The organism is Corynebacterium sp. HMSC08C04, assembly GCF_001807495.1.
In the GTDB taxonomy this organism is placed as follows: domain Bacteria; phylum Actinomycetota; class Actinomycetes; order Mycobacteriales; family Mycobacteriaceae; genus Corynebacterium; species Corynebacterium simulans.
In genome coordinates this window covers 48668-68748 of record NZ_KV789212.1, presented here as the reverse complement: position 1 = coordinate 68748, position 20081 = coordinate 48668, and the positions used below count along the sequence as shown (strand labels likewise).

Here is a 20081-nt window from a genome sequence, read left to right as displayed (position 1 = left end):
CAACGAACGCTAGGCCCGCCCCGGGTCAGAGCTTCGAATGGTTCGCAGAAATTGTGAACCAGAGCGTGAATCTTTACTTCCAGTATTTCTGCGAAGTAATAGTGTGTGCTCATTCGAAGTAGGCACACAGGAAGATTTGGAGTTTAATTCGTGTCTAAGCACCGTCGTCAGGGCGCAATCACCACCCGCCGTATTGCAACCACCGCAGTTGCTGCAGCGTCCGCAGCAGTTGCAGTCCCAGCAGTTGCACAGGGTGCCGAGGTAGTCATCCCTAACACCGACTACCGCTTCGAGGTTGCGGGCCTGGAGAACGTCCCGAGCATCAACCAGGTTCCGAACATTCAGCAGTATGTTCCGTCCCTGCAACAGGAGAACGTAAACTACGCTGCGTCCGTACAGGCGTCGGCTCCGGCCGCTGCTCCGGCACAGTCTGCGGGCCAGAAGGCTCTCGCAGCTGCACGCTCCGTCATTGGTGCACCGTACGTTTACGGTGCAAACGGCCCGAGCGCATTCGACTGCTCCGGTCTGACCTCCTGGGCATACCGCCAGGCCGGCGTTGAGATCCCACGTACTTCCCAGGCTCAGGCTGCTGCTGGCAAGCAGGTCTCCCTGGATGCTCTGCAGCCGGGCGACATCATCGTCTACTACTCTGGTGCATCCCATGTCGGTATCTACACCGGCAACGGCACCATCATCGATGCTTTGAACTCCGGTGTCCCGGTTCAGGAGCGCCCTCTGGATTACATGCCGATCCACTCCGCAGTTCGCTTCTAAGGCTTAAGCAGCTGCCTTCGGCATTACTGGCCCTTGCCTCCATTTATTTATGGACGGCAGGGGCTATTTGTGGTTTTATGGTTTGTTGTTCGTGTACTCGCTTTCAGCGCGAGATATGCGCTAGTATTAAGCGGTCTATTATTATTTTTTAAGTTTGGGAACTACTACCGTGCTTTCTTCCACTTTGCGGGCCCGCCGCACTTTCTACGCGGCATTGGCCGCAGCGCTTACCGTATCCACTGCTTGGGGCGTGGCGGTCGTGCCTCCCGCGACGGCACAAGAGGTCGAGCAAGTCCAGGAAGCACCGGCTGCCGCAGCGCCCGCGGAGGAACCTGGTAGTCCTGAGAGCGAGGACCTGCAGAAGTTGGTTGACCGTGTCGCGGACGTCGCCCAGCGCGTGGCCGCCAAGAACGAGGAAGTCAAGGCTTCCGAGGATGCACTGGCCGCTACCGAAAAGGAAGTAGAAGAACTCCAGAAGCGCGCCGATGACGCGCGCATAAAAGCGGATGCTGCAGCTGTTGCCGTAACAGACCAACAAGATCGCATCAACGGCATCGCCCAGTCGCGTTACCGCGGTGATTCCACCAGTGCCGTCGCAGCCGCTTTGGATGCCGCAGATCCTGGCACCGCTGTTGAACGTATGGGCTACCTTGGCGCGCTTTCGCGCACCGCGCAACGCAATCTTGATGACAAGGCTGCGGCCGCCGACGTCGCTCGTGGACTGCAAGACGAGGCCGCCGCTGCCGTAAAGGCCGCACAAGATAAGGCTGTGGAGCTTGAACAGCAGCGGGATCGCCTTCTCAAGGAGCAGAAAGAGCTCGAAACGCAGAAGAAGGAGATCGAGGAAAAGGTCGATAGCCTAAGCGAGGAGCAGCGCGCTGCCTTTGTGGGCCGCTTCGGTGCTAAGGACGTTGACGTTGCCGCATTGTCCGACGGTTCCGGTTCCAAGGCCGTCGAAGCTGCTCTTACCCGCTTGGGCGCGCCGTATGGCTGGGGTGCTACGGGCCCTGACGTCTTTGACTGCTCGGGTCTTATGGTGTGGAGTTATCAGCAGATGGGCAAGTCCATTCCGCGTACCTCCCAGGCGCAGCTCGCAGGTGGCACCCAGGTTCCGCTCGATCAGCTCGAACCCGGTGACATCATCGGTTACTACCCAGGAGTTACCCACGTCGGCATGTACGTCGGCGATGGCAAGGTAGTACATGCTTCGACCTATGGCGTGCCGGTTCAGGTAGTTCCGGTGGACTCTATGCCGATCCAAGGAGCGGTGCGCTACTAGAGTAGGGCGCATGGCGCGCACACTACTGGTTAGCAATGACTTCCCGCCCACGATTGGCGGGATTCAGTCATATCTACGGGACTTCGTCTCCACCCTGGATCCTTCCGAGGTTGTCGTCTTTGCCTCGACACAGGATGCTGAGGCCGCCGCGCTTTACGATGCCGCCCAGCCCTACCAGGTCATCCGTTGGCCGCGGCGCATCATGCTGCCTACTCCGGCAACCGTGCGCGAGATGCAGCGGCTTATCAAGGCCTATGACATCGACATCGTTTGGTTCGGTGCGGCAGCCCCTCTTGCATTGATGGGCAAGGCTGCCAAGGAAGCCGGCGCGACCAAGGTTGTGGCCACTACTCACGGTCATGAGGTGGGGTGGTCCATGCTTCCGGTTGCCCGTCAGGCGCTGCGGCGTATCGGAGAGCACGCTGATGTTATTACGTATATCTCCGACTACACGCTGCGTCGCTTGCAAGCGCCCTTTGGCCCTGGGCCGAAGTGGGTGCATCTTCCCTCTGCGGTGAGCCTGGAGGATTTTCAGCCGGCCGATGAGCAGAAAAAGCAGGCTGCGCGTGCGCACTTCGGTTTGTCAGATGGTCCCGTCATCACGTGTATTTCCCGCTTGGTCCCGCGCAAAGGGCAAGACCAGCTGCTGCGAGCTCTGCCGAAGGTTCGCGCGCAATTTCCCAATGCACAACTGCTCATCATTGGTCGCGGCCGCTACCGGAAAGCTTTAGAGCGGCTCGCCGAAATCTATGCCCCCGACGTCATCATCCGCGAGGCCAAAGACACTACGGAACTGCAGATGGCCCTGCACGCCGCTGATGTCTTTGCCATGCCCGCGCGTACCCGTGGGGGAGGCCTCGACGTCGAGGGCCTGGGCATCGTCTACCTTGAGGCCCAGGCCTGCGGCGTGCCCGTCATTGCCGGTGACTCCGGCGGCGCACCGGAGACCGTCACGGATGACACCGGCATCGTGGTGCGCGGTTCAAGTGTTGCCGAATTGGAGGAGGCATTGTGCGCCTTGCTAGGCGATGCTCCTCGCGCCCGCCGCATGGGCCAGGCTGGCCGCAACCATGTGGAGACGGCATGGACGTGGGAAATCATGGGTGGGCGCCTGCGTGAAATCTTGGCTTAGTGACAGAGATTAATTTCTTTATCGATTCCGCTCGAACATGCAGAATGTGACCAATACCCCGGCGGGGGTATATCCTGTTGTGCATGCTTGAACACGCTCAACCTGCCGCGGACTCCGGATTCACCATTGGATTCGACATCGGCGGCACCAACCTACGCGCGGCGACCATCAGCGCGGAGGGCGACATTGTTGATTCGGTGAGCGTGCCAACCGCGGATAGCGCCCGCCAGCTAGAAGATGACATCGTCCAGGCCGTAGACACCCTGCGTGAGAAGAATGAGATCTCCGCAGTCGGCTTGGCACTCGCCGGCTTTTTGGATCCCCAGTGCGAAACCGTGCGCTTTGCCCCGCACTTGCCGTGGCGCGATGCGCCGGTGCGCGAAATTTTGAGCAAGCGGCTCGGTCTACCCGTACGCCTCGAGCATGACGCTAACTCCGCAGCGTGGGGAGAGTGGCGCTTCGGTGCCGGTCGCGGCGCCAAGGACTGGGTGTTCTTCTCTGTCGGCACCGGCATTGGCGCAACCTTGATGACCGAGGACAAGATTTACCGCGGCGCGTTCGGCACGGCCCCAGAATTCGGCCACCTTACCGTGGTCCCGGGTGGACGCGAGTGCTCCTGCGGCAAGCGCGGCTGCCTAGAACGCTATGCCTCCGGTACCGCATTGCCCGATACCTGTGAGGAGCTGCGCCCAAGCTATTCCACCACGCTGCCAGTAGGTGCCGAGGGAGTAGAAATCACCACCGCCGCACGCGCCGGCGATCCTCTCGGCCTAGCCGTCATGGAGCACTTCGGAACCTGGCTGGGCCAGGGCCTTTCCATCGTGGCAGACGTCTTGGATCCCGAGCTGATCGTGATTGGCGGCGGCGTCGCCAATGATGCGGATCTTTACCTAGACACCGCGTGCGAGAACATGGCGCGCCAAATAGTAGGGGCGGGGCATCGCCCGCTGGCCCGCGTGGCCACCGCAGATCTGGGCTCAGCGGCGGGTATGATTGGCGTAGCTGACCTAGCCCGCAATGGGCTTGCCGTAGGTTAATTAAACGACAGGGACAACGCGATGCGAAACAAGTGGTACTGGGCATTTAAGAACATCTTTTTCGGTCCTGCCTTGCGGTTGTGGAACCGCCCGTGGACTGAAGGCATGGATAACATTCCCACTGCAGGCCCAGCGATTCTTGTCTCCACGCACCAAGCGGTGATGGACTCTTTCTTCTTCCCGCTGATGTGCCCGCGTCAGATCACTTTCTTGGCCAAGAGCGAGTATTTCACCACTCCGGGCTTGGTGGGCCGCGCGCAAGCGTGGTTCTTCAGCTCGGTCGGCCAGGTCCCCGTCGAGCGCGACAGTGACAACGCCAGCGATGCCATGCTGGAATCCGCACAGCAGATTCTGAATAGGGGAGACCTGTTTGGCATCTACCCGGAGGGCACCCGTTCTCCTGATGGCCGCATCTACAAAGGTCGTACTGGTATGGGGCGCATCGCCATGACCACTGGGAAGAAGGTCATCCCGATCGCCATGATCGGTACCCGCAAGGCCAATCCGATCGGCAGCTGGGTGCCGCGTCCGACTAAAGTCGGCATGCGCGTTGCCGAGCCGATCGATCCGCATGAGTGGGCAGCGGAACGCGGTTTGGACCCGAATGAGCATGGCACCATTCGTGCTTTCACCGATTACGTTATGCAGGAATTGGCCGAGCTTTCCGGCCAGCCATATGTCGATGTCTATGCCTCTGAGGTCAAAGCCTCCCTGCAAGCAGGCAAGGGCTATCCTGCAGGCGCGGAACCAAAATACGAGGCGCACTAGGCGGTGAGTTCCCCTAAGGCTCGATTAGCGTGGCCTGACATCGCCAAGGGTGTTTCCATCCTTGGCGTTGTTCTTTTGCACGTCACGCTCACTGTTCCCGAATCCAGCGAGACCCGACTCGCGGCACTCAACCTCTGGCTAGACCCGCTGCGTTTGCCCCTCTTCTTCCTCGTCAGCGGCTACTTTTCTACGAAGGTTTTTAACTTCACCTTCCCGCAGCTTTTCGCGCGCCGCCTGTGGTATTTCATCGTGCCCTATGTGGTGTGGATGGCCGTGGAATTGCAGGTAAAACGCCTCGAATTACACTGGGTCTTTGAAAGCGACATCTTTGATCGCAATGAGATGTTGTTCAACATGGTCTTTGGCCACACGATGGCCTGGTTTATCCATTCTCTGATCTTCTTCAACATCTTCTTGTGGTGCGTACGCAAGCTGCCCGGCTGGCTGGCCGTGCTTTTAAGCTTTACGCCGCTGTTGTTCATGGCGTGGCAGGCGCACTTTACCTTCATTGCCAAGGCAATGATGTTCCTGCCGATGTTCGTAGCCGCGGCTTTCTTCCGGGACTGGATTACCCGCTTCGCCTCCGAAATCGAGGCACCTTTCAAGGGACACTTTGGCCTTTCCACCGCCTTTTTCTACGGCGGCACCATTGTGGCTTACCTCTGCGGCTCCTTTTTCCGCCGTGCTTGGGATTCTTATCCCGAGGAGGTCTTCATTCCGTGGCCGCTGCCCGGTGCGGAGTACCTGACCTCTAACGAGGTGCACATCTTGGTCCGCTTCGTGGAACAGGCCTTGGAGGTCCCGCTGGGCATTGTGCTTGCGATTTGGGTCTCCTATGTCCCAGTCCTGTCCAAGGGATTGCGCTTTATAGGCTCGCACACGCTGCCCATCTACTTGGCGCATCCCATCGGCCTTACAGTGGGCTATGGCTTCTTCATGGCTTGGTTCCCACATGAGGTCACCCTGCACGGCGAGCACTTGCTGGATAACACCTGGTTCTGGTTGATCGCCTGCTTCGTCTTTGCCGCCATTGCCTCTCTGGCGCTATGGGCGCTGGGGCGCGTGCCGATTGTAGGCTGGCTGCTCAAACCGCCGGACATCTCGCATCTCATCGACGCGCCTGCACAGCAGGATTATCATCCGGAAAACACTCCGCGGCAAGACCCAAAGGCCCACCGCTGCGAGCGGGCCCCCTGCTGCAGCGCACGCCGCCGCGACTAGCAGGTGTATGCGTGGGAGCGGGGGTCGGGCGGCGTCGCCAAGCACCGCCTCTTGCACCCCAGACCCCAAGGCATGCTGGGGGAGGGAAGCCAAGTAAGATTAGGCCCCGTGCGCTACTTCTATGACACCGAGTTTATTGAGAATGGAAAGACCATCGAGCTGGTCTCCATTGGCATCGTCGGCGAAGATGGCAGCGAATTTTATGCGGTATCTACCGACTTCAACCCCGCGCATGCCAACGCGTGGGTGCGCGAGAACGTTCTCGATAAGCTGCCTTCCCCGAGCGATCCCGTCTGGAAGTCGCGCGATCGCATTCGCGAGGAGCTCATAGAGTTTCTCACCAAGCATTCCACTCCGGTCGAGCTCTGGGCTTGGGTGGGTGCCTATGACCACGTGGTTTTGGCCCAGTTGTGGGGCGATATGGCGGGCTTGCCCAAGCGCATCCCGCGCTATACCCGCGAGCTCAAGCAGTACTGGGAATTCGCCGGCTGCCCAAAGATGCCGCCGGTGCCGCAGGGCAATCACGACGCGCTTGTCGACGCCCGTCATAACCTAGCCAAGTTTCGCGCCTGCATGGAGGCACTACCGCTGACAAGAGCCAACCAAGTAACTATCTAGTCCCAAACTATCCTGCGGCAGGGGGCTAATGGTTAAATAGCCATGTGAGTTGGACAGTAGATATCCCTAAAGAAGCACTTCCGGATCTTCCGCCTTTGCCTGCCGGCATCGAGGAGCGATTCCGGGATGCCATCGCACGCAATGCCAAGCAGCAGCCGAGCTGGGATCGCGCGCAGGCAGATAACGTGCGCAAGATTCTGGAATCCGTGCCGCCCATTGTCGTGGCACCGGAGATTGAGGAGCTTAAGCGCAAGCTTGCCGACGTCGCGCTCGGCAAGGCATTCCTGCTGCAAGGCGGCGACTGCGCTGAGACCTTTGAATCCAATACCGAGCCGCACATCCGCGGCAACGTGAAAACCTTGCTGCAGATGGCAGTGGTGCTCACCTATGGCGCTTCGACCCCAGTTGTGAAGTTGGGTCGCATCGCCGGTCAGTACGCGAAGCCGCGTTCGGCGGACATGGACTCAAAAGGTTTGCTCAACTACCGCGGCGACATCGTCAACGGTGTTGAGCCCACCGAAGAGGCCCGGCGTCACGACCCAGCCCGCATGATTCGGGCCTACGCTAATTCTTCGGCTGCCATGAACCTGGTGCGTTCGTTGACTTCGTCTGGCACCGCCGACCTGTACCGCCTGCACGAGTGGAACCGCGAATTCGTGGCAAACTCCTCGGCTGGTGCGCGCTACCAGGCGCTGGCCGATGAAATCGAAAACGGCCTGGCTTTCATGAACGCCTGCGGAGTTTCTGACGAGACCCTACGTTCTGCTGAGATCTACTGCTCCCACGAGGCCCTGTTGAAGGACTACGAGCGTTCCATGCTGCGCCTTGGCGTGGACACCAACGGCGAGACCAAGCTTTATGATCTTTCCGCCCACCAACTGTGGATTGGTGAGCGTACCCGCGGCCTCGAGGACTTCCACGTCAACTTCGCCGCGCTCATCGGTAACCCCGTGGGCATCAAGCTTGGCCCTGGAGTTACCCCGGAGCAGGCGGTGGAGTACGCAGAAAAGCTCGACCCGAACCGCGAACCAGGACGCCTGACCATGATCACCCGCATGGGCCACGACAAGGTGCGTACCGTCTTGCCAGCAGTGGTCAAGGCAGTAGAAGACTCCGGCCACAAGGTGGTCTGGCAGTGCGATCCAATGCATGGCAACACCTTCACGGCGTCGAATGGTTACAAGACCCGTCACTTCGACAAGATCGTCGACGAGGTCCAGGGCTTTTTCGAGGTCCACCGCGAGCTGGGCACCCACCCAGGCGGCGTGCACCTTGAGTTCACCGGCGAGGACGTCACCGAGTGCTTGGGCGGCGCTGAGGACATCACCGACCTGGACTTGCCAGGTCGTTACGAGTCCGCAGTGGACCCGCGTCTCAACACCCAGCAGTCCCTGGAGTTGTCCTTCCTCATAGCGGAAATGCTGCGCAACTAGCGGCAAAGACCGCTACTTAGGCTAGGAACTGCGGCAAGAAGCCGTAGTTGCCTGAGCCAAACCACCAGCCGCCGATCGCCACGGCGACGGTAGCTAGTGCCACGAGCGCCAGGAAAAGCAGCAGTGAGAAGACACTGCGGTTAGTCTCCCGGCGCTCTTCTGGTTCCTCCTCCGCGATGCGGGAGAGCTGATTGCGCGGCTGCGGGGCAGGAGCCGGCGCCTGCTGCGGCATCGGAGCCGGTGGAGTTTGCGGAGTCGGGGGCACCTGCCCGGCGTAGGGATCGATGCGTGTCTGCGATGGATAAGCCGCCGGCCGCGGGGCGGCTGGCGTATCGGCGCGCGTTTCGAAGCTAAGAGGCGCGCGCTGCGGCTGCTGCGGAACGTATTCGGTTACCGGTTCTTCTTCGGCAGGCCGCGGCTGGGGCGCCGGGCTTTCCAACGCCGTGGTGGCATCGAAGACGTGGGTAGCACCTGTGCCGGAGAAATCCGTGGGCTGCTCGGCAGTGCGGGCGGCGGCAGCGTTGCGGGGGACAGGGACAGTGAAGTCGGGGAGTGCGAGCTCCCGCGTGACGTCGTCAAGCGCGTCCAAGAACTCGCCCGCGTCGGCAAAGCGCTCGGCCTTCTCTCGCGCCGTGGCGGTGGCGACGAGGGCGTCGAAAAGCTTCGGCACTCCCGCAATGCGGGACGAAGGTGCCGGCACGTCTGCCTGCAGGCGTGCCTGCGCGTGCTCCAATGGGGTAGCGCCACGGAAAGGAACGCTGCCTGTCAGAAGCTCGAAGAGGACGATGCCGGCGGAATAAACATCGGAGGCCGCCGTAATCGGCTCACCGGTGACCTGCTCTGGCGAAAGATACGACACCGTACCGATGATCTGGCTCGAGCCCCGCTCCGCTGCGGCCGACCGCACTAGACCAAAATCCCCCAACTTCACGCGGCTCTGTGCGGTAATCAGCACGTTGTCTGGCTTGATATCGCGATGGACTAAACCCGCGCGATGGACTTCATCCAAGCCCATGAGCATCGGGCGCATGACCGCCGCCGCGGCGTGTGCCGGCATGGGGCCGCGCTCGGCGAGCAGCTCGCGCAAGGTGCCGCCGGTGATAAGTTCCATGATGAGAAAAATCGGCACGCCATCGGAAGAGAAGTCATGCACTCCCACGAGGTTTGGATGCTGCAGCTGCGCCATCGCGCGGGCCTCGCGCTCGAAACGCTTCACAAAGGCCGGATCGTCTTGATAGTGCTCATGCATTACCTTCGCCGCCACCGCACGGCCTAAGCGCATGTCGACGCAGCGATAAACCGTGGACATGCCGCCCCGCGCGATCGGCCGATCGACGCGATAGCGGTCCTCGAGAATGTCGCCTACTTCCAGCCTTGTCATGTAATCCAGTATGGCTGATAGACGCAGCGATGTGGTATCCGGCTAAGGTTGTGTCTGTGACTAATCCACAGATGAATTCCGAACAGGCCAAGAACGAAGAAATCGCTGCCCTCCTGGAAGGCGAGGAGCTGTTGACGCTGCAAGAGGTGGCGGACAAGCTCGACCTGCAGATTACCCGCGTGTTTGATCTGCTGGGCGCCCGCAAGTTCATCGCGTGGCGCAACGCAGAAGGTACCCGCTTGGTGCCGGCTGCCTTCTTTAATCAGAAGGGCGTTATCTCCAAGTATGTTTCAGGCGTTATCACCGTGCTTAGCGACGGCGGTTTTAGTGACCAGGAGATCTTCATCCATCTTTTCACCGAAGATGAAACTCTCCCGGGCCGCCCGATCGACGCCTTGCACGGCCACCTGGCACGCGAAGTTATCCGCCGCGCGCAGGCTTCTGCTTTCTAGGCAGTAGCTTTTTCTGCAGACTCTGCTTTTATGGGTTCCTGGGCTGCGTTCCTACGCAGCCCATCGCCGATCTTGGGGCTGACGCCAGCGAAGATCCACTGCGTTAAAGCCCACGCGGCAACGACCATGGCGATATCCCACCACCAGTTATAGAGCTGGTGGTTGCCATCGCCGGAGAAAGCGACGCCGATAAACAGCGAAACGCCGGTGGTTATCTTCAGCAGCAACAGCGGTGGGCGGAAGGTGCCCATCAGCGTCAGCACCGAGGCGTAGTACCAAGGCAGCGTCACCGAATTGAAGAGGAACGCCACCTGGTAGGCGCCCGCAGTGCCGGCGATGGCACGGCGCACGCTGCCGCGGCCCAGCCACCACATGGCCACCAAGCCGATGAGCATCAAAACCATCGAAATGGTGCGCAGTACGTTCAGCACGCCGTTGTAGGTGGTATCCGGGCTGAAGATCTGAATCAACGGAATCATGACATCGGCGGCAAAGGTAGGGCCAGCTAGGGGATTGACCACCTTAGAGTTGCCGCTGATCTGCGAAAGCCAGCCCCAGGAGCTGCCCGAAGCCCAGGTAATCGCAGCCACTGCAAGGCCTACCTCAGCCAAAGCCACGATGCCGGAGAGCACAAAAGCACCAAGCTGGCGCCCGCGCGAGGCCGAGCCCGGCGCATAGTGCAGCACCATCATCCACACCACGAAGGGAGCTGCGAAGATAGCTGTGGCTTTAAGCGCCACCGCGACGCCAATGAGCAGCAAGCCAATGTGGAAGCGTTTCTTCACTGCAGCCAGCAGGCCGAGTGATACCAAAGCCACCATAACGGACTCGTTGTGCATGCCCGCTACCAAGTGCAAAACCACCACTGGGTTGGCCACGCCAAGCCACAGCGCTAGGGCAGGATCGCCGCCAAGGGCACGGGTGAGATGCACAATCGCCCACGCGATGACCGCAAAGCCAAGCAGGGAAATCGCCTTGTAGATGATGATACCGGCGGCCACATTGTCCCCGACTACGCGCGTGACTGCCTCGGCCATCCACAAGTGCAGCGGGCCATATGGGGTAGTGGTGTTGCGCCAGTCATGGGAGACCTCCAGCAGGAACGGGCCTGGATTGACCGCCGCGCCTTCCGTATAAGGATCGAAGCCATCGCGCACCATGGCGCCCTGCATCAGATAGGAATAGACATCGCGCGAGGCCAGGGGAGCGGCAAAGAGCAAAGGCACAATCCAGGCGCTCAGCATGATGCGGATCGAACGCAAGCCGCCGTTGGGCTGAGGGTTCTTCAGCTGCGGATTAATGACCTGGCGGCCTGCCAAAATCCAGGCCGCAACGAGGCCAAACAAGCCGACCCAGTAGAGCACCATGCCCACGTTGCGGCCGTGGCCATAAGCCAAGAAGCCGATGTTTAGCGCTTCGAGGAATCCGCCGCGATTGCGCGTGGCGCCGCCCGAAAACGAGGCAAAGGCCAAGATGATGCTGGCGATGATTCCCACCGGCAGCGCATTGGGCAGGCGCACGGTATAAGTCTTGTGACCTTTCTCAGGTGCGGTCATAGTGCCTACATTCGACGGGCAGTGGACTTAATAGCCAGTGCCTCGAGGGTCTCTGTTACTGCAGGATCAACATGGGCCTTGCGCAAGTGGCCCAAGCCGGATTCGGTTAGTGCCGAAATCTGCTCCTCCAGCATTTGCGGGGCGCCGGAGTCAGCGATGATTTGAGCCATCTGCGCGATTTCGGCTGGGTCTTCCGTGTTGCCAATGAGCGAGCGCAGCACCTTCGCGGATGCTGGGTCCTTTTCATCAGCGCGCTGCAAAGCCAGCGAGAGCAGCACGGTGCGCTTGCCTTCGCGCAGGTCATCACCGGCGGGCTTGCCGGTGATTTCTGGGTCACCAAAGACACCCAGCTGATCATCGCGGAGTTGGAAGGCGATGCCGATGTCGCGGCCGTAGCCACGGAAAGCGCTGATAAGCGCGGCGTCAGCACCTGCCACCGCGGCACCCAAATGCAGCGGGCGCTCGATGGTGTAGGCGGCCGTCTTATAACGGTTCACGGAATTGGCCAAAGCGGGGTCCTCAGAGCCCGCTGCCTCTAGCGAGATATCGAGCAGCTGGCCGCCGATGACTTCGGTGCGCATGCCCGCCCATGGACCGCGCGCACGCTGCAAAGCCGCGCTGCTTAGACCTGAACCTTGCAGCATGTCTTCGGCCCAAGCTAGTGCGAGGTCACCGACGAGGATGGCAACCGACTGACCAAAGAAGTCTGCGTCACCGTGGAAGTTTTGTGCGCGATGCTGCGCTGCGACGGCGCGATGCACCGTGGGGTTGCCGCGGCGGGTATCAGAGGAATCGATGATGTCATCATGGATAAGCGCGCAGGCCTGAATGAATTCCAGCGACGATGCGGCGGTGGCCATGGCCTGCGGATCTTCCTCGCCGTCCAAGCCGCGTGCGCCCAAGAAACCCGCCCACGCGTAGATGGGGCGGATACGCTTGCCGCCGTCGAGGACAAAGTTTTCCAGGTAAGACGTGGCGCCAACGACGGGGCCGCCGATTTCGGCGACCTCGGGGCGGCGCTGGTCTAAAAACTCTAGGAGCTTTTCGCGGGCGGTATCCGGGAACTGCTCTAGGGAAGGAATGCTGTTGTCTTTCACTCCCCACACGTTACCTGTTGAACCGGACATTCCCTGTTACGTGGTGGAAAGCGGCAGGCGTGCCGCGAGAATTGCAAAGGCACGGGAATCAGCGGGGTATTCCAACTCGCGCAGCACATCGAAGAATCCCACCTTACGGTAGAGCTGAAATGCCGCGTTGGCCTCGTCGGGGACTTCCGGTGTCGACAGCAAAAGGTAACTGGCAGGAGCGTTCCACGCCAGCTCCTTTATTAGCGCCAATCCCAGCCCATGCCCTTGCAGGTTCGGTGCGACATGAATCTCGGCGAGCTCAAAGTAGTTGTGGAGAATCTCCAGCTGCTCCTGAGTGGCCCCGCCGGCCTCGGCGAATCCCCTTCGCAGCTGCTGGTCCCACCAGGTGTCGGGCGAACCGATGAAGCCATAAGCGACGCCGCCTATTCCATACTCATCTTCCGCGATCACCGCCGTAAACCCTGGCCGCATGATGTCTGCTTTCCATGCCTTGATTCGATTTGCACGCATGGTGGGGCTATATCCCATGGCGGCGATGTAAATATCGACCAAGGGGGGCGCCAGCATGGCGAACTCTTGCGGGCTCAAGCGACGAATACGAAAACTCACGTCTTTAATATCAGCAGATCTTGGCGGAGTTCGACAAGGAATTCCGGCAAAAGTTCCTGCCCTGCTTGGCGACGCCCCGATAAGGGGAGGGCATGTTCGAAAATAATTGGCTGTAGTGGGAAAACCATTGCCTTATTCGAACATTTGAACTAATCTGGAAGTAGATGTCCAGTGCACGCTCTAGATTTATGGTCAACAACAGTAAAGGAGGAGCATCATGGCACAGGTTATTTCTGCAACGGCACAGTTCAAGGGGTCGCGCGCTGCCGCAGGCGCGTTCAAGCGCGACCGTTTTCTAACGCAAGCCGGAGACCTTCTGTCGCAGGCCCGCGCCATGGCTGCCGCTGAGCGTTGGGACCAAGCCCTCGAGTTTGCATACCAGACAGGTCTGCGCACTGCCGGTGCGCGTATCGCAGATTCCGCAGTGTCAAAGCGGCGCCGTTTGCCCTCGAGTGCGTGGGAGCAGCTGGCCATGGTGGGCGCTTCCGAGAAGGATTGGGCGGAGCGTTTCCATGGATATTCCCGCCTTCGTTCTCGTGTGGCCTCCGGGCTGGATGATGCGCCGGATGAAGAAGTCGTTGTAAAGCTAATGGCCTTGGCTGCGGAATTTTTGGCAGAGGTTGAAGAGGGGATTGTCTTCGGTTCTCTTGCTGCCTAGCTGCGTGGTTTCGGGGCCAGCTATTTACTCCGGGTGTGACGTTGCCCAATAGTGGTGGGGGCAGACTGTGCTTGCGGGAACTTACTGATTACTCTGGGCGTTAGATAGTTAGTAGTTCACGAATCATGGTGTAATCCAAAGCCTGTGCGGTGGCGCGTAGTTGCATTGCAGCGTGGATTTTTGGCCCGATGCCCATTGAGATCAATTGGAGGAAAAGTGTCGCTTTCCGAGCACGAGCAGCAGGCACTGCGTGAAATTGAACGATCCTTGATGCAGGATGATCCCAAGTTTGGTTCCTCCGTTACGGGTGACTCCGGCTTTGGTAACGGCGGCGCCATCACCCTGCGCGGGGTTGCCCTCATCGTTGTTGGCCTTTTGCTGATGGTTGGCGGCGTAGCTTTGGCGCAGCAGTCACTGTGGTTTGTGGCCTTGTCTGTGCTGGGCTTCCTCGTGATGTTCGGTGCTGGCGTGTGGATGCTGCGCGGCCGTAAAGAGGCTGTTAGCTATAGCGCGCCGCGCCGCCCGGCTGGCAACCGTCAAGGCGTGAGCTCCCGCCTTGAGGAGAACTTCCGCCGCCGTTTCGAATAAGCTACCCGCTTTTTGGCGCTAGGGCCCGCATCCTTCTGGATGCGGGCTTTTAGTTTTCTCTGAGCTTTATCTCCCACTTTTACCCATTCCGCCCACTTCGACCCACATTCCCCACTTTGTCCCACTGCGGGGTGAGTGTGGCCTTTTGCGTGCGTTGGGCGGCGGTGCGTATCCCGGCGGTGTGCGAGGCGGCTGTGGGGTGTTCAAGAGGATTACCAGCCCTGGAAAACCAGACCTCCTGTTCGTGGGTTAGCGCTCTATGGGGTGACTGAAAACCGACCATGAACTCTGGGTTTCCAGCCCTGGGTATTTGTCGAAATGGATATAAAGACGGGCCGCCAAACGTCGGTACCCGGGCAGGCGGCTGCAATTGGGGTAGTCGTAAACGCGCATCGCGAGCTGAGCGCGGATTGCACTAATCGCAACATGCGGGGTTCAAGGTGGCGGTGGGGCGTAATATGTTGTTGTGATTGGTGGGGTAGTTGAGGTGTTTGCAGGGTGTTGTCAAGGGGGTGGCTGGGGAATTCTTCCCACCGTCAAAACGGTCTTCTACCTTGGCTGATTTGTCGGAAAACTTTTAAACACACAGCCGAAGGTGACAGAAGTGGGGGAAAGTGGGGTAGAGTGGGGGACAGTGTGGAACCGAGGGCCTGTGGATGTGTGTTGAACATCTGCCGGCGCGAGGGGCTGCACAGAGGAATCCGGAGTTTCGAGTAACAGGAAGGTGGACCCGGGATGTTTCTCGGTACCTACACTCCCAAGCTCGATGACAAAGGGCGGCTAACGCTTCCAGCGAAGTTCCGTGAAGAGCTGGCGGGTGGCCTCATGGTTACCAAAGGTCAGGACCATTCCTTAGCGGTGTACCCGCGTGAGGAATTTGCGGCGCGAGCGCGAAAAGCGGCGGCGGTATCTCGTACGAACCCAGATGCGCGTGCGTTTATCCGTAACTTGGCAGCAAGTGCGGATGAGCAAAGGCCAGACGGGCACGGGCGAATCACGCTTTCAGCAGCCCACCGCGAGTACGCAAGCCTCAAGAAGGAGTGCGTGGTTGTCGGTTCGGTGGACTTCCTTGAAATCTGGGACGCAGCCGCATGGGCTGAGTACCAGGCGCAAACTGAAGATGCTTACTCGGCGGCAGACGCCGATGACGTACTCGCTGGCTTGCTTTAGACATGCAGCTAGCGATGAGTGCGTGTACGGACTCTGCCCGAGGTGGATGCTCTGGTGTACTTCCCCGATATCAGAAACCTGCCTCGGACAGGGCCCTATACGCACTCTTTTGCACTGTAAGACAATTTTTCATAAGTGGGGGGTGACTAGCAGCGATGACGGCTCAGGACAATAACTCGGCAGTAAATTACGACGTAGCGGATAATCACGGCCACGTGCCGGTTATGCGTGAGCGCATGGCACAGCTGCTAGAACCTGCAGTTGCGGGCGATAACGCAGTGCTTATCGACGGCACCTTGGGGGCCGGCGGGCACACCGAGTACTTCTTGAACAAGTTCCCCAACGTCCGCGTAATTGGTGTCGACCGCGATGCCGCCTCCTTGGCGGCAGCCACCGAACGCCTTGCGCCCTTCGGAGATCGCTTCGTCGGCGTCAATGCCCGCTTTGATGATGTGTGTGCAGAAATTGAGCGCGCAGAGGGCGCGATTTTCGACGTCGCGCGTGAGCACGGAATCGCCGGAGCGCTCTTCGATTTGGGCGTTTCCTCGATGCAGCTTGACCAGGTCGAACGCGGTTTTGCTTATAAGACCGACGCGCCTTTGGACATGCGCATGGACCCTTCGCATGGGATTACCGCTGCGGACATCCTCAATACTTATAGCCACGGCGATTTGGCGCGCATCTTGAAGACCTACGGCGATGAACGCTTCGCCGGAAAGATTGCCTCCGCCGTCCTCAAGGAGCGCGAGAAGGAGCCCTTTAGTAACTCTGAGCGCCTCGTTGAACTGCTTTATTCCACCATCCCGGCTGCCACCCGCCGCACTGGCGGGCACCCTGCAAAGCGCACTTTCCAGGCGCTGCGCGTGGAGGTTAACCGCGAGTTGGAGGCAATCGAGCAGGTTATTCCTGTCATCACTGACGCGCTCACCGTTGGCGGGCGTGCGGTGTTCATGAGCTATCAGTCGTTGGAAGATCGCATCGTCAAACAGGCTTTTGCTGAGCTGACGAAGTCGAAAACTCCCGCCGGTTTGCCAATGGACCTGCCGGGTACGGCTCCGAAGTTCAAGACCGTCACCCGCGGTGCGGAAAAGGCGAGTGCCGAAGAGATCGAGGAAAACTCCCGCGCTGCTTCGGTTCGCGTCCGCGCTATCGAGCGTCTTGAGGGCGAGCCTTCGCTGCACCCACCGGGAGGCACGTCATGAGTCTTAACGAACGTATCCCTGAACGTAACTACTCTGCACAGACTTTTCAGAACCCAGCACTAGGAAGGACCCGCACCATGGGGGCGAGCCGCGACTTTACTACCGGAACTGATACCGGAGCCGCCACGACTCTTCTCGAGCCAGGCCGCCGTGCGGTCCCACAGCGTACTCCGCGCCGCGCCCCGCATCGCACGCAAGTGCCGACGCGCCGCGGCAACCGCTTGGGCTCGAAGCAAGTCGTGTCCTTCCGTGGCCGCCGGCTTCCGCAGCAAACCACCAAGAAGAACTCGCTGTTTACCCGGCTTTCCTTCATCGCAATCGGCTTGCTGATTTTCGGCGTGGTCGTCTCCATGTGGCTGTCCGGTATCTCCACCGCGCAGACCTTCGTGGTCAAGGATCTCACTGCCCAGGAGTCTGAGCTGGATAACCAGCTTGAGACTTTGAACCGCGACCTCGAAAACGTGCGTTCGGCATCCGACGTAGCGCGCCGTGCCAACGAGGCCAAGATGGGCGTTCCGACGCAGCCGGGCATCGTTGAGGTTGACCCAGAAGGTAACCCGCAAGAGAAGCGCCCAGCGGATCCGGCAACCGAAGCAATCGTTGACGTCAACGGCGCACCGGTTCGACCGGGACAGGCTTCCAGTGACCCGGATGCAACCAAGGATGTTTCCGGTAGCTTGAACGAGGTGCCGCAAGGCCGCCAACGCACGGACCGACAGCCAGGTGAAGAGAACGCCTCATCGCCGGCACCAGGCGCGCAGGTGGAATTGCCAAACATTCCGGCGCAAGCGCCGTATGCCAACTAGCTGTGAATGTGGTTTCTTCGGATGTGCTCGCGCGTGCCTGCGCGAGCACTTCGCATTTATAGGGCAAAATCTTGATCCAAGACTGTCTGCAGCGCGATGAGCTGTAAAAAGATAATCGGCAAAAGGAAAAGGTGACTTTGTGACTCGACCCAATTCAGGTGACCGCTATGGCGGTTCCCGGAGGGACCAGGGGCGCGCCGGCAGGGGCACCCCTGCGGATCGCAATAACCAAAGCCGCCTGGGACGCAACGAAGGCTACCGTCAGGGCCGTCCCACTAACCGCACCCATCGAGGAGCCAACACTGGCTCTGCCATGCCGCGTGCCAATGCGCTGCGTCCGAGTGAGCGCGTCACTGCCGCCAGCCGTGATAAGCAAACCCGCGGTCCTGCGGCACCCGGCCGCTTCAAGTTCTTGCCGCAGAAGGAAATCCTTAGCAAGCGCGTTAAAACCGTCGTTTCTGCGCTGATGGTCGTCCTCGTTATCCTGGGCGGGCGCCTAGCCTGGGTACAGCTCGTGTGGGGCCCGGATCTTGCCGCGAAGGCGGTGGCACAGCGTTCCCGTGTCTACATCGACTCCGCCCGCCGCGGTGAGATTGTTGACCGCAACGGCCAGCGCCTTGCCTACACCATGAAGTCCCGCTCGCTGACCGTTTCCCCGACCCGCTTGCGCGAAGAGCTACGGGAGCAGGAAGAGATTGAGGCAACTGGCGAGGATTCTTTCGACAGCATGGACGAAGCCTCCCGCAACAAGTTCCTAGATGACAAGGTCGAGTCCCGCCTGAAGGAGATGGCTGAGGGCATCCCAGACAAGATCAAGGCCGCGGGCCTTAGCACTGGCGACGTCAATTCCAAGCACATTCTCGATAAGCTCCACGCTGATACGCAGTATGAGGTCTTGGTCCGCAACGTCGATCCTGACGTCGCCGTAAAGATCGCCGAGGAGTACCACGGCTTGGCTGCCGACGAGCAGCAGATCCGCCAGTACCCCAACGGCGCAATTGCCGAAAACGTCATCGGTAAGGTTTCCATGGACGGCCAAGGCCAGTTCGGTTTCGAGGCCTCCGGCGATTCCACACTGACCGGTATCGACGGCAGCTCCACCGAGGACGTTTCCACCAGTGGCCAAGCCATCCCGGGCACCCTGCGCGATCAGGTTCCAGCTACAGACGGCAAGAACGTCACCTTGACCCTCGACCTAGACCTGCAGACCTATGTCCAGCAAAAGCTCGAAAAGGCCCGCGTGAACTCCAAGGCGAAGAACGCCCAAGCAGTCGTTCTCGACGTTGCTACCGGCGAGGTTCTTGCCATGGCTAACACAGGCACCATCGACCCAAACAAGGACATCGAAAAGCAGCTCAAAGAAGACAAGGCCTTCGACAACCGGAGCGTGTCCCACCCTTATGAGCCAGGTTCCGTTGCCAAGGTGATCACCGCCGCTGCCGCATTGCAGGAAGGCGTCACCACTCCGGACGAGGTCCACCAAGTCCCGGGCTCCATCGACATGTCCGGTGTGACCGTCAACGATGCGTGGCAGCACGGCGTCGAGCCGTACACCACTACGGGTATCTTCGGTAAGTCTTCCAACGTCGGTACCCTGATGCTCGCCCAGAAGCTGGGCCAGGAACGCTACGCCAAGTATCTCGAGGCCTTCGGCCTTGGCGAGACCACCGGCATTGAACTGCCAAATGAATCCGCAGGCCTCGTACCGGCTCAGGAACAGTGGTCCGGCGGCACCTTCGCCAACCTGCCCATCGGCCAGGGCCAGTCCTGGACCACCCTGCAATTGGCCAGCGTCTACCAAGCGCTTGCCAACGGCGGCGAGCGCATCGAACCGCGCATTATTTCCTCTATCACCGGCCCAGACGGCGAGAAGGAAAAACTCGACGAGCCGCGCAAGACCCGCGTGGTTAGCGAGGAAACCGCGAAGACCACCGTCGATATGTTCCGCGCCGTGTTCCAGAAGGATCCAAATGGCGTCCAGAACGGCACCGCGGGTGGCAATAACATCGAGGGCTATCAGCTTTCCGGTAAGACGGGCACCGCCCAGAAGGTCGATGAGAAGACCGGCGCCTACTCCAACTCCGCGTACTGGATCACTTTCGCGGGCATCGCGCCTGCCGACGACCCTCGTTTCGTCGTCGCCATCATGCTCGACGAACCGCAGTCGGGCGTCAACGACAACGGTTCCGGCGGCCAGTCTGCTGCGCCGGTGTTCAAGGACATCGCTAGCTGGCTGCTCAACCGCGACAACATTCCACCGTCCAAGCCCGCGCCGGAGCTGACCCTGCGCGCTCAATAAAAACTTCAAC

Annotated in this window: 19 protein-coding genes; 15 read left to right on the top strand and 4 right to left on the bottom strand. The window is 60.0% G+C overall.

Annotation, left to right across the window (positions count from 1 at the left end):
• Positions 1-150 precede the first annotated feature (150 nt).
• The 8 genes from HMPREF3169_RS06905 (at position 151) to HMPREF3169_RS06870 (ending at position 8262) form a co-directional block, all read left to right on the top strand.
• Positions 151-774 carry a C40 family peptidase gene (locus HMPREF3169_RS06905; protein ID WP_070456016.1) on the top strand — a complete coding sequence of 208 codons (624 nt, stop codon included), beginning with the start codon at positions 151-153 and terminating at the stop codon, positions 772-774.
• 169 nt (positions 775-943) lie between these two features.
• Positions 944-2053, top strand: a complete 1110-nt coding sequence (locus HMPREF3169_RS06900; RefSeq protein WP_235597033.1) for a C40 family peptidase — start codon at positions 944-946, stop codon at positions 2051-2053.
• A gap of 10 nt (positions 2054-2063) precedes the next feature.
• The gene (locus tag HMPREF3169_RS06895; RefSeq protein WP_070456015.1) at positions 2064-3185 is read left to right on the top strand and encodes a glycosyltransferase family 4 protein; all 1122 of its coding nucleotides are present in this window, start codon (positions 2064-2066) and stop codon (positions 3183-3185) included.
• Between the two features lie 83 nt (positions 3186-3268).
• Positions 3269-4222 carry an ROK family protein gene (locus HMPREF3169_RS06890; RefSeq protein WP_070456014.1) on the top strand — a complete coding sequence of 318 codons (954 nt, stop codon included), beginning with the start codon at positions 3269-3271 and terminating at the stop codon, positions 4220-4222.
• A 21-nt stretch (positions 4223-4243) separates the two neighbouring features.
• Positions 4244-4990, top strand: a complete 747-nt coding sequence (locus HMPREF3169_RS06885) for a lysophospholipid acyltransferase family protein (RefSeq protein ID WP_062043921.1) — start codon at positions 4244-4246, stop codon at positions 4988-4990.
• A 3-nt stretch (positions 4991-4993) separates the two neighbouring features.
• The gene (locus tag HMPREF3169_RS06880) at positions 4994-6211 is read left to right on the top strand and encodes an acyltransferase family protein (RefSeq protein ID WP_141748333.1); all 1218 of its coding nucleotides are present in this window, start codon (positions 4994-4996) and stop codon (positions 6209-6211) included.
• A gap of 108 nt (positions 6212-6319) precedes the next feature.
• Complete coding sequence (locus tag HMPREF3169_RS06875; protein ID WP_070456013.1) at positions 6320-6829, top strand: polyadenylate-specific 3'-exoribonuclease AS; 510 nt, start codon at positions 6320-6322, stop codon at positions 6827-6829.
• A gap of 44 nt (positions 6830-6873) precedes the next feature.
• A complete protein-coding gene (locus HMPREF3169_RS06870; RefSeq protein ID WP_061923528.1) occupies positions 6874-8262 on the top strand; it encodes a class II 3-deoxy-7-phosphoheptulonate synthase in 1389 nt (462 codons plus the stop codon).
• A gap of 16 nt (positions 8263-8278) precedes the next feature.
• On the opposite strand, the gene HMPREF3169_RS06865 is transcribed toward HMPREF3169_RS06870, so the two are convergent.
• On the bottom strand, positions 8279-9643 hold the full coding sequence (locus HMPREF3169_RS06865; protein WP_070456012.1) for a protein kinase domain-containing protein: 1365 nt from the start codon (positions 9641-9643) through the stop codon (positions 8279-8281).
• A gap of 71 nt (positions 9644-9714) precedes the next feature.
• On the opposite strand from HMPREF3169_RS06865, the gene HMPREF3169_RS06860 reads away from it, so the two are divergent.
• The gene (locus tag HMPREF3169_RS06860) at positions 9715-10095 is read left to right on the top strand and encodes an Rv2175c family DNA-binding protein (RefSeq protein ID WP_235591065.1); all 381 of its coding nucleotides are present in this window, start codon (positions 9715-9717) and stop codon (positions 10093-10095) included.
• On the opposite strand, the gene HMPREF3169_RS06855 is transcribed toward HMPREF3169_RS06860, so the two are convergent.
• From HMPREF3169_RS06855 to HMPREF3169_RS06845, 3 genes are read right to left on the bottom strand one after another with little or no spacing between them, the layout of a single operon-like run.
• A complete protein-coding gene (locus tag HMPREF3169_RS06855) occupies positions 10092-11651 on the bottom strand; it encodes an alpha-(1->6)-mannopyranosyltransferase A (RefSeq protein WP_070456011.1) in 1560 nt (519 codons plus the stop codon). The genes HMPREF3169_RS06860 and HMPREF3169_RS06855 overlap by 4 nt on opposite strands.
• A gap of 5 nt (positions 11652-11656) precedes the next feature.
• Positions 11657-12778 (bottom strand): polyprenyl synthetase family protein, encoded by a 1122-nt coding sequence (locus tag HMPREF3169_RS06850; protein ID WP_070456010.1) that lies wholly within the window; start codon positions 12776-12778, stop codon positions 11657-11659.
• 6 nt (positions 12779-12784) lie between these two features.
• Positions 12785-13348 carry a GNAT family N-acetyltransferase gene (locus HMPREF3169_RS06845; RefSeq protein ID WP_070456009.1) on the bottom strand — a complete coding sequence of 188 codons (564 nt, stop codon included), beginning with the start codon at positions 13346-13348 and terminating at the stop codon, positions 12785-12787.
• A 217-nt stretch (positions 13349-13565) separates the two neighbouring features.
• On the opposite strand from HMPREF3169_RS06845, the gene HMPREF3169_RS06840 reads away from it, so the two are divergent.
• The 6 genes from HMPREF3169_RS06840 (at position 13566) to HMPREF3169_RS06815 (ending at position 20071) form a co-directional block, all read left to right on the top strand.
• Complete coding sequence (locus tag HMPREF3169_RS06840; protein WP_070456008.1) at positions 13566-14006, top strand: SAV_6107 family HEPN domain-containing protein; 441 nt, start codon at positions 13566-13568, stop codon at positions 14004-14006.
• 216 nt (positions 14007-14222) lie between these two features.
• Positions 14223-14594 carry a DUF3040 domain-containing protein gene (locus HMPREF3169_RS06835; RefSeq protein WP_061923507.1) on the top strand — a complete coding sequence of 124 codons (372 nt, stop codon included), beginning with the start codon at positions 14223-14225 and terminating at the stop codon, positions 14592-14594.
• A 735-nt stretch (positions 14595-15329) separates the two neighbouring features.
• Positions 15330-15764, top strand: a complete 435-nt coding sequence (gene mraZ / locus HMPREF3169_RS06830) for a division/cell wall cluster transcriptional repressor MraZ (RefSeq protein WP_061923504.1) — start codon at positions 15330-15332, stop codon at positions 15762-15764.
• A 155-nt stretch (positions 15765-15919) separates the two neighbouring features.
• Positions 15920-16966 carry a 16S rRNA (cytosine(1402)-N(4))-methyltransferase RsmH gene (gene rsmH / locus HMPREF3169_RS06825; RefSeq protein ID WP_070456007.1) on the top strand — a complete coding sequence of 349 codons (1047 nt, stop codon included), beginning with the start codon at positions 15920-15922 and terminating at the stop codon, positions 16964-16966.
• Entirely contained in the window at positions 16963-17772 is an 810-nt protein-coding gene (locus HMPREF3169_RS13120) for a cell division protein FtsL (RefSeq protein WP_239238300.1), read from the top strand. Before rsmH ends, HMPREF3169_RS13120 begins: the two co-directional genes overlap by 4 nt.
• 466 nt (positions 17773-18238) lie before the next feature.
• Positions 18239-20071, top strand: a complete 1833-nt coding sequence (locus HMPREF3169_RS06815) for a peptidoglycan D,D-transpeptidase FtsI family protein (protein ID WP_061923698.1) — start codon at positions 18239-18241, stop codon at positions 20069-20071.
• Positions 20072-20081: the final 10 nt, after the last annotated feature.

Bases quoted from the DNA above. Each gene is read 5' to 3' on its own strand.
- rsmH (WP_070456007.1), top strand. From the start codon at position 15,920: ATGACGGCTCAGGACAATAACTCGGCAGTAAATTACGACGTAGCGGAT.
- HMPREF3169_RS06890 (WP_070456014.1), top strand. From the start codon at position 3,269: ATGCTTGAACACGCTCAACCTGCCGCGGACTCCGGATTCACCATTGGA.
- HMPREF3169_RS13120 (WP_239238300.1), top strand. From the start codon at position 16,963: ATGAGTCTTAACGAACGTATCCCTGAACGTAACTACTCTGCACAGACT.
- HMPREF3169_RS06860 (WP_235591065.1), top strand. From the start codon at position 9,715: ATGAATTCCGAACAGGCCAAGAACGAAGAAATCGCTGCCCTCCTGGAA.
- HMPREF3169_RS06895 (WP_070456015.1), top strand. From the start codon at position 2,064: ATGGCGCGCACACTACTGGTTAGCAATGACTTCCCGCCCACGATTGGC.
- HMPREF3169_RS06865 (WP_070456012.1), bottom strand. From the start codon at position 9,643: ATGACAAGGCTGGAAGTAGGCGACATTCTCGAGGACCGCTATCGCGTC.
- HMPREF3169_RS06840 (WP_070456008.1), top strand. From the start codon at position 13,566: ATGGCACAGGTTATTTCTGCAACGGCACAGTTCAAGGGGTCGCGCGCT.
- HMPREF3169_RS06850 (WP_070456010.1), bottom strand. From the start codon at position 12,778: ATGTCCGGTTCAACAGGTAACGTGTGGGGAGTGAAAGACAACAGCATT.
- HMPREF3169_RS06885 (WP_062043921.1), top strand. From the start codon at position 4,244: ATGCGAAACAAGTGGTACTGGGCATTTAAGAACATCTTTTTCGGTCCT.
- HMPREF3169_RS06815 (WP_061923698.1), top strand. From the start codon at position 18,239: ATGGTCGTCCTCGTTATCCTGGGCGGGCGCCTAGCCTGGGTACAGCTC.
- mraZ (WP_061923504.1), top strand. From the start codon at position 15,330: ATGTTTCTCGGTACCTACACTCCCAAGCTCGATGACAAAGGGCGGCTA.
- HMPREF3169_RS06855 (WP_070456011.1), bottom strand. From the start codon at position 11,651: ATGACCGCACCTGAGAAAGGTCACAAGACTTATACCGTGCGCCTGCCC.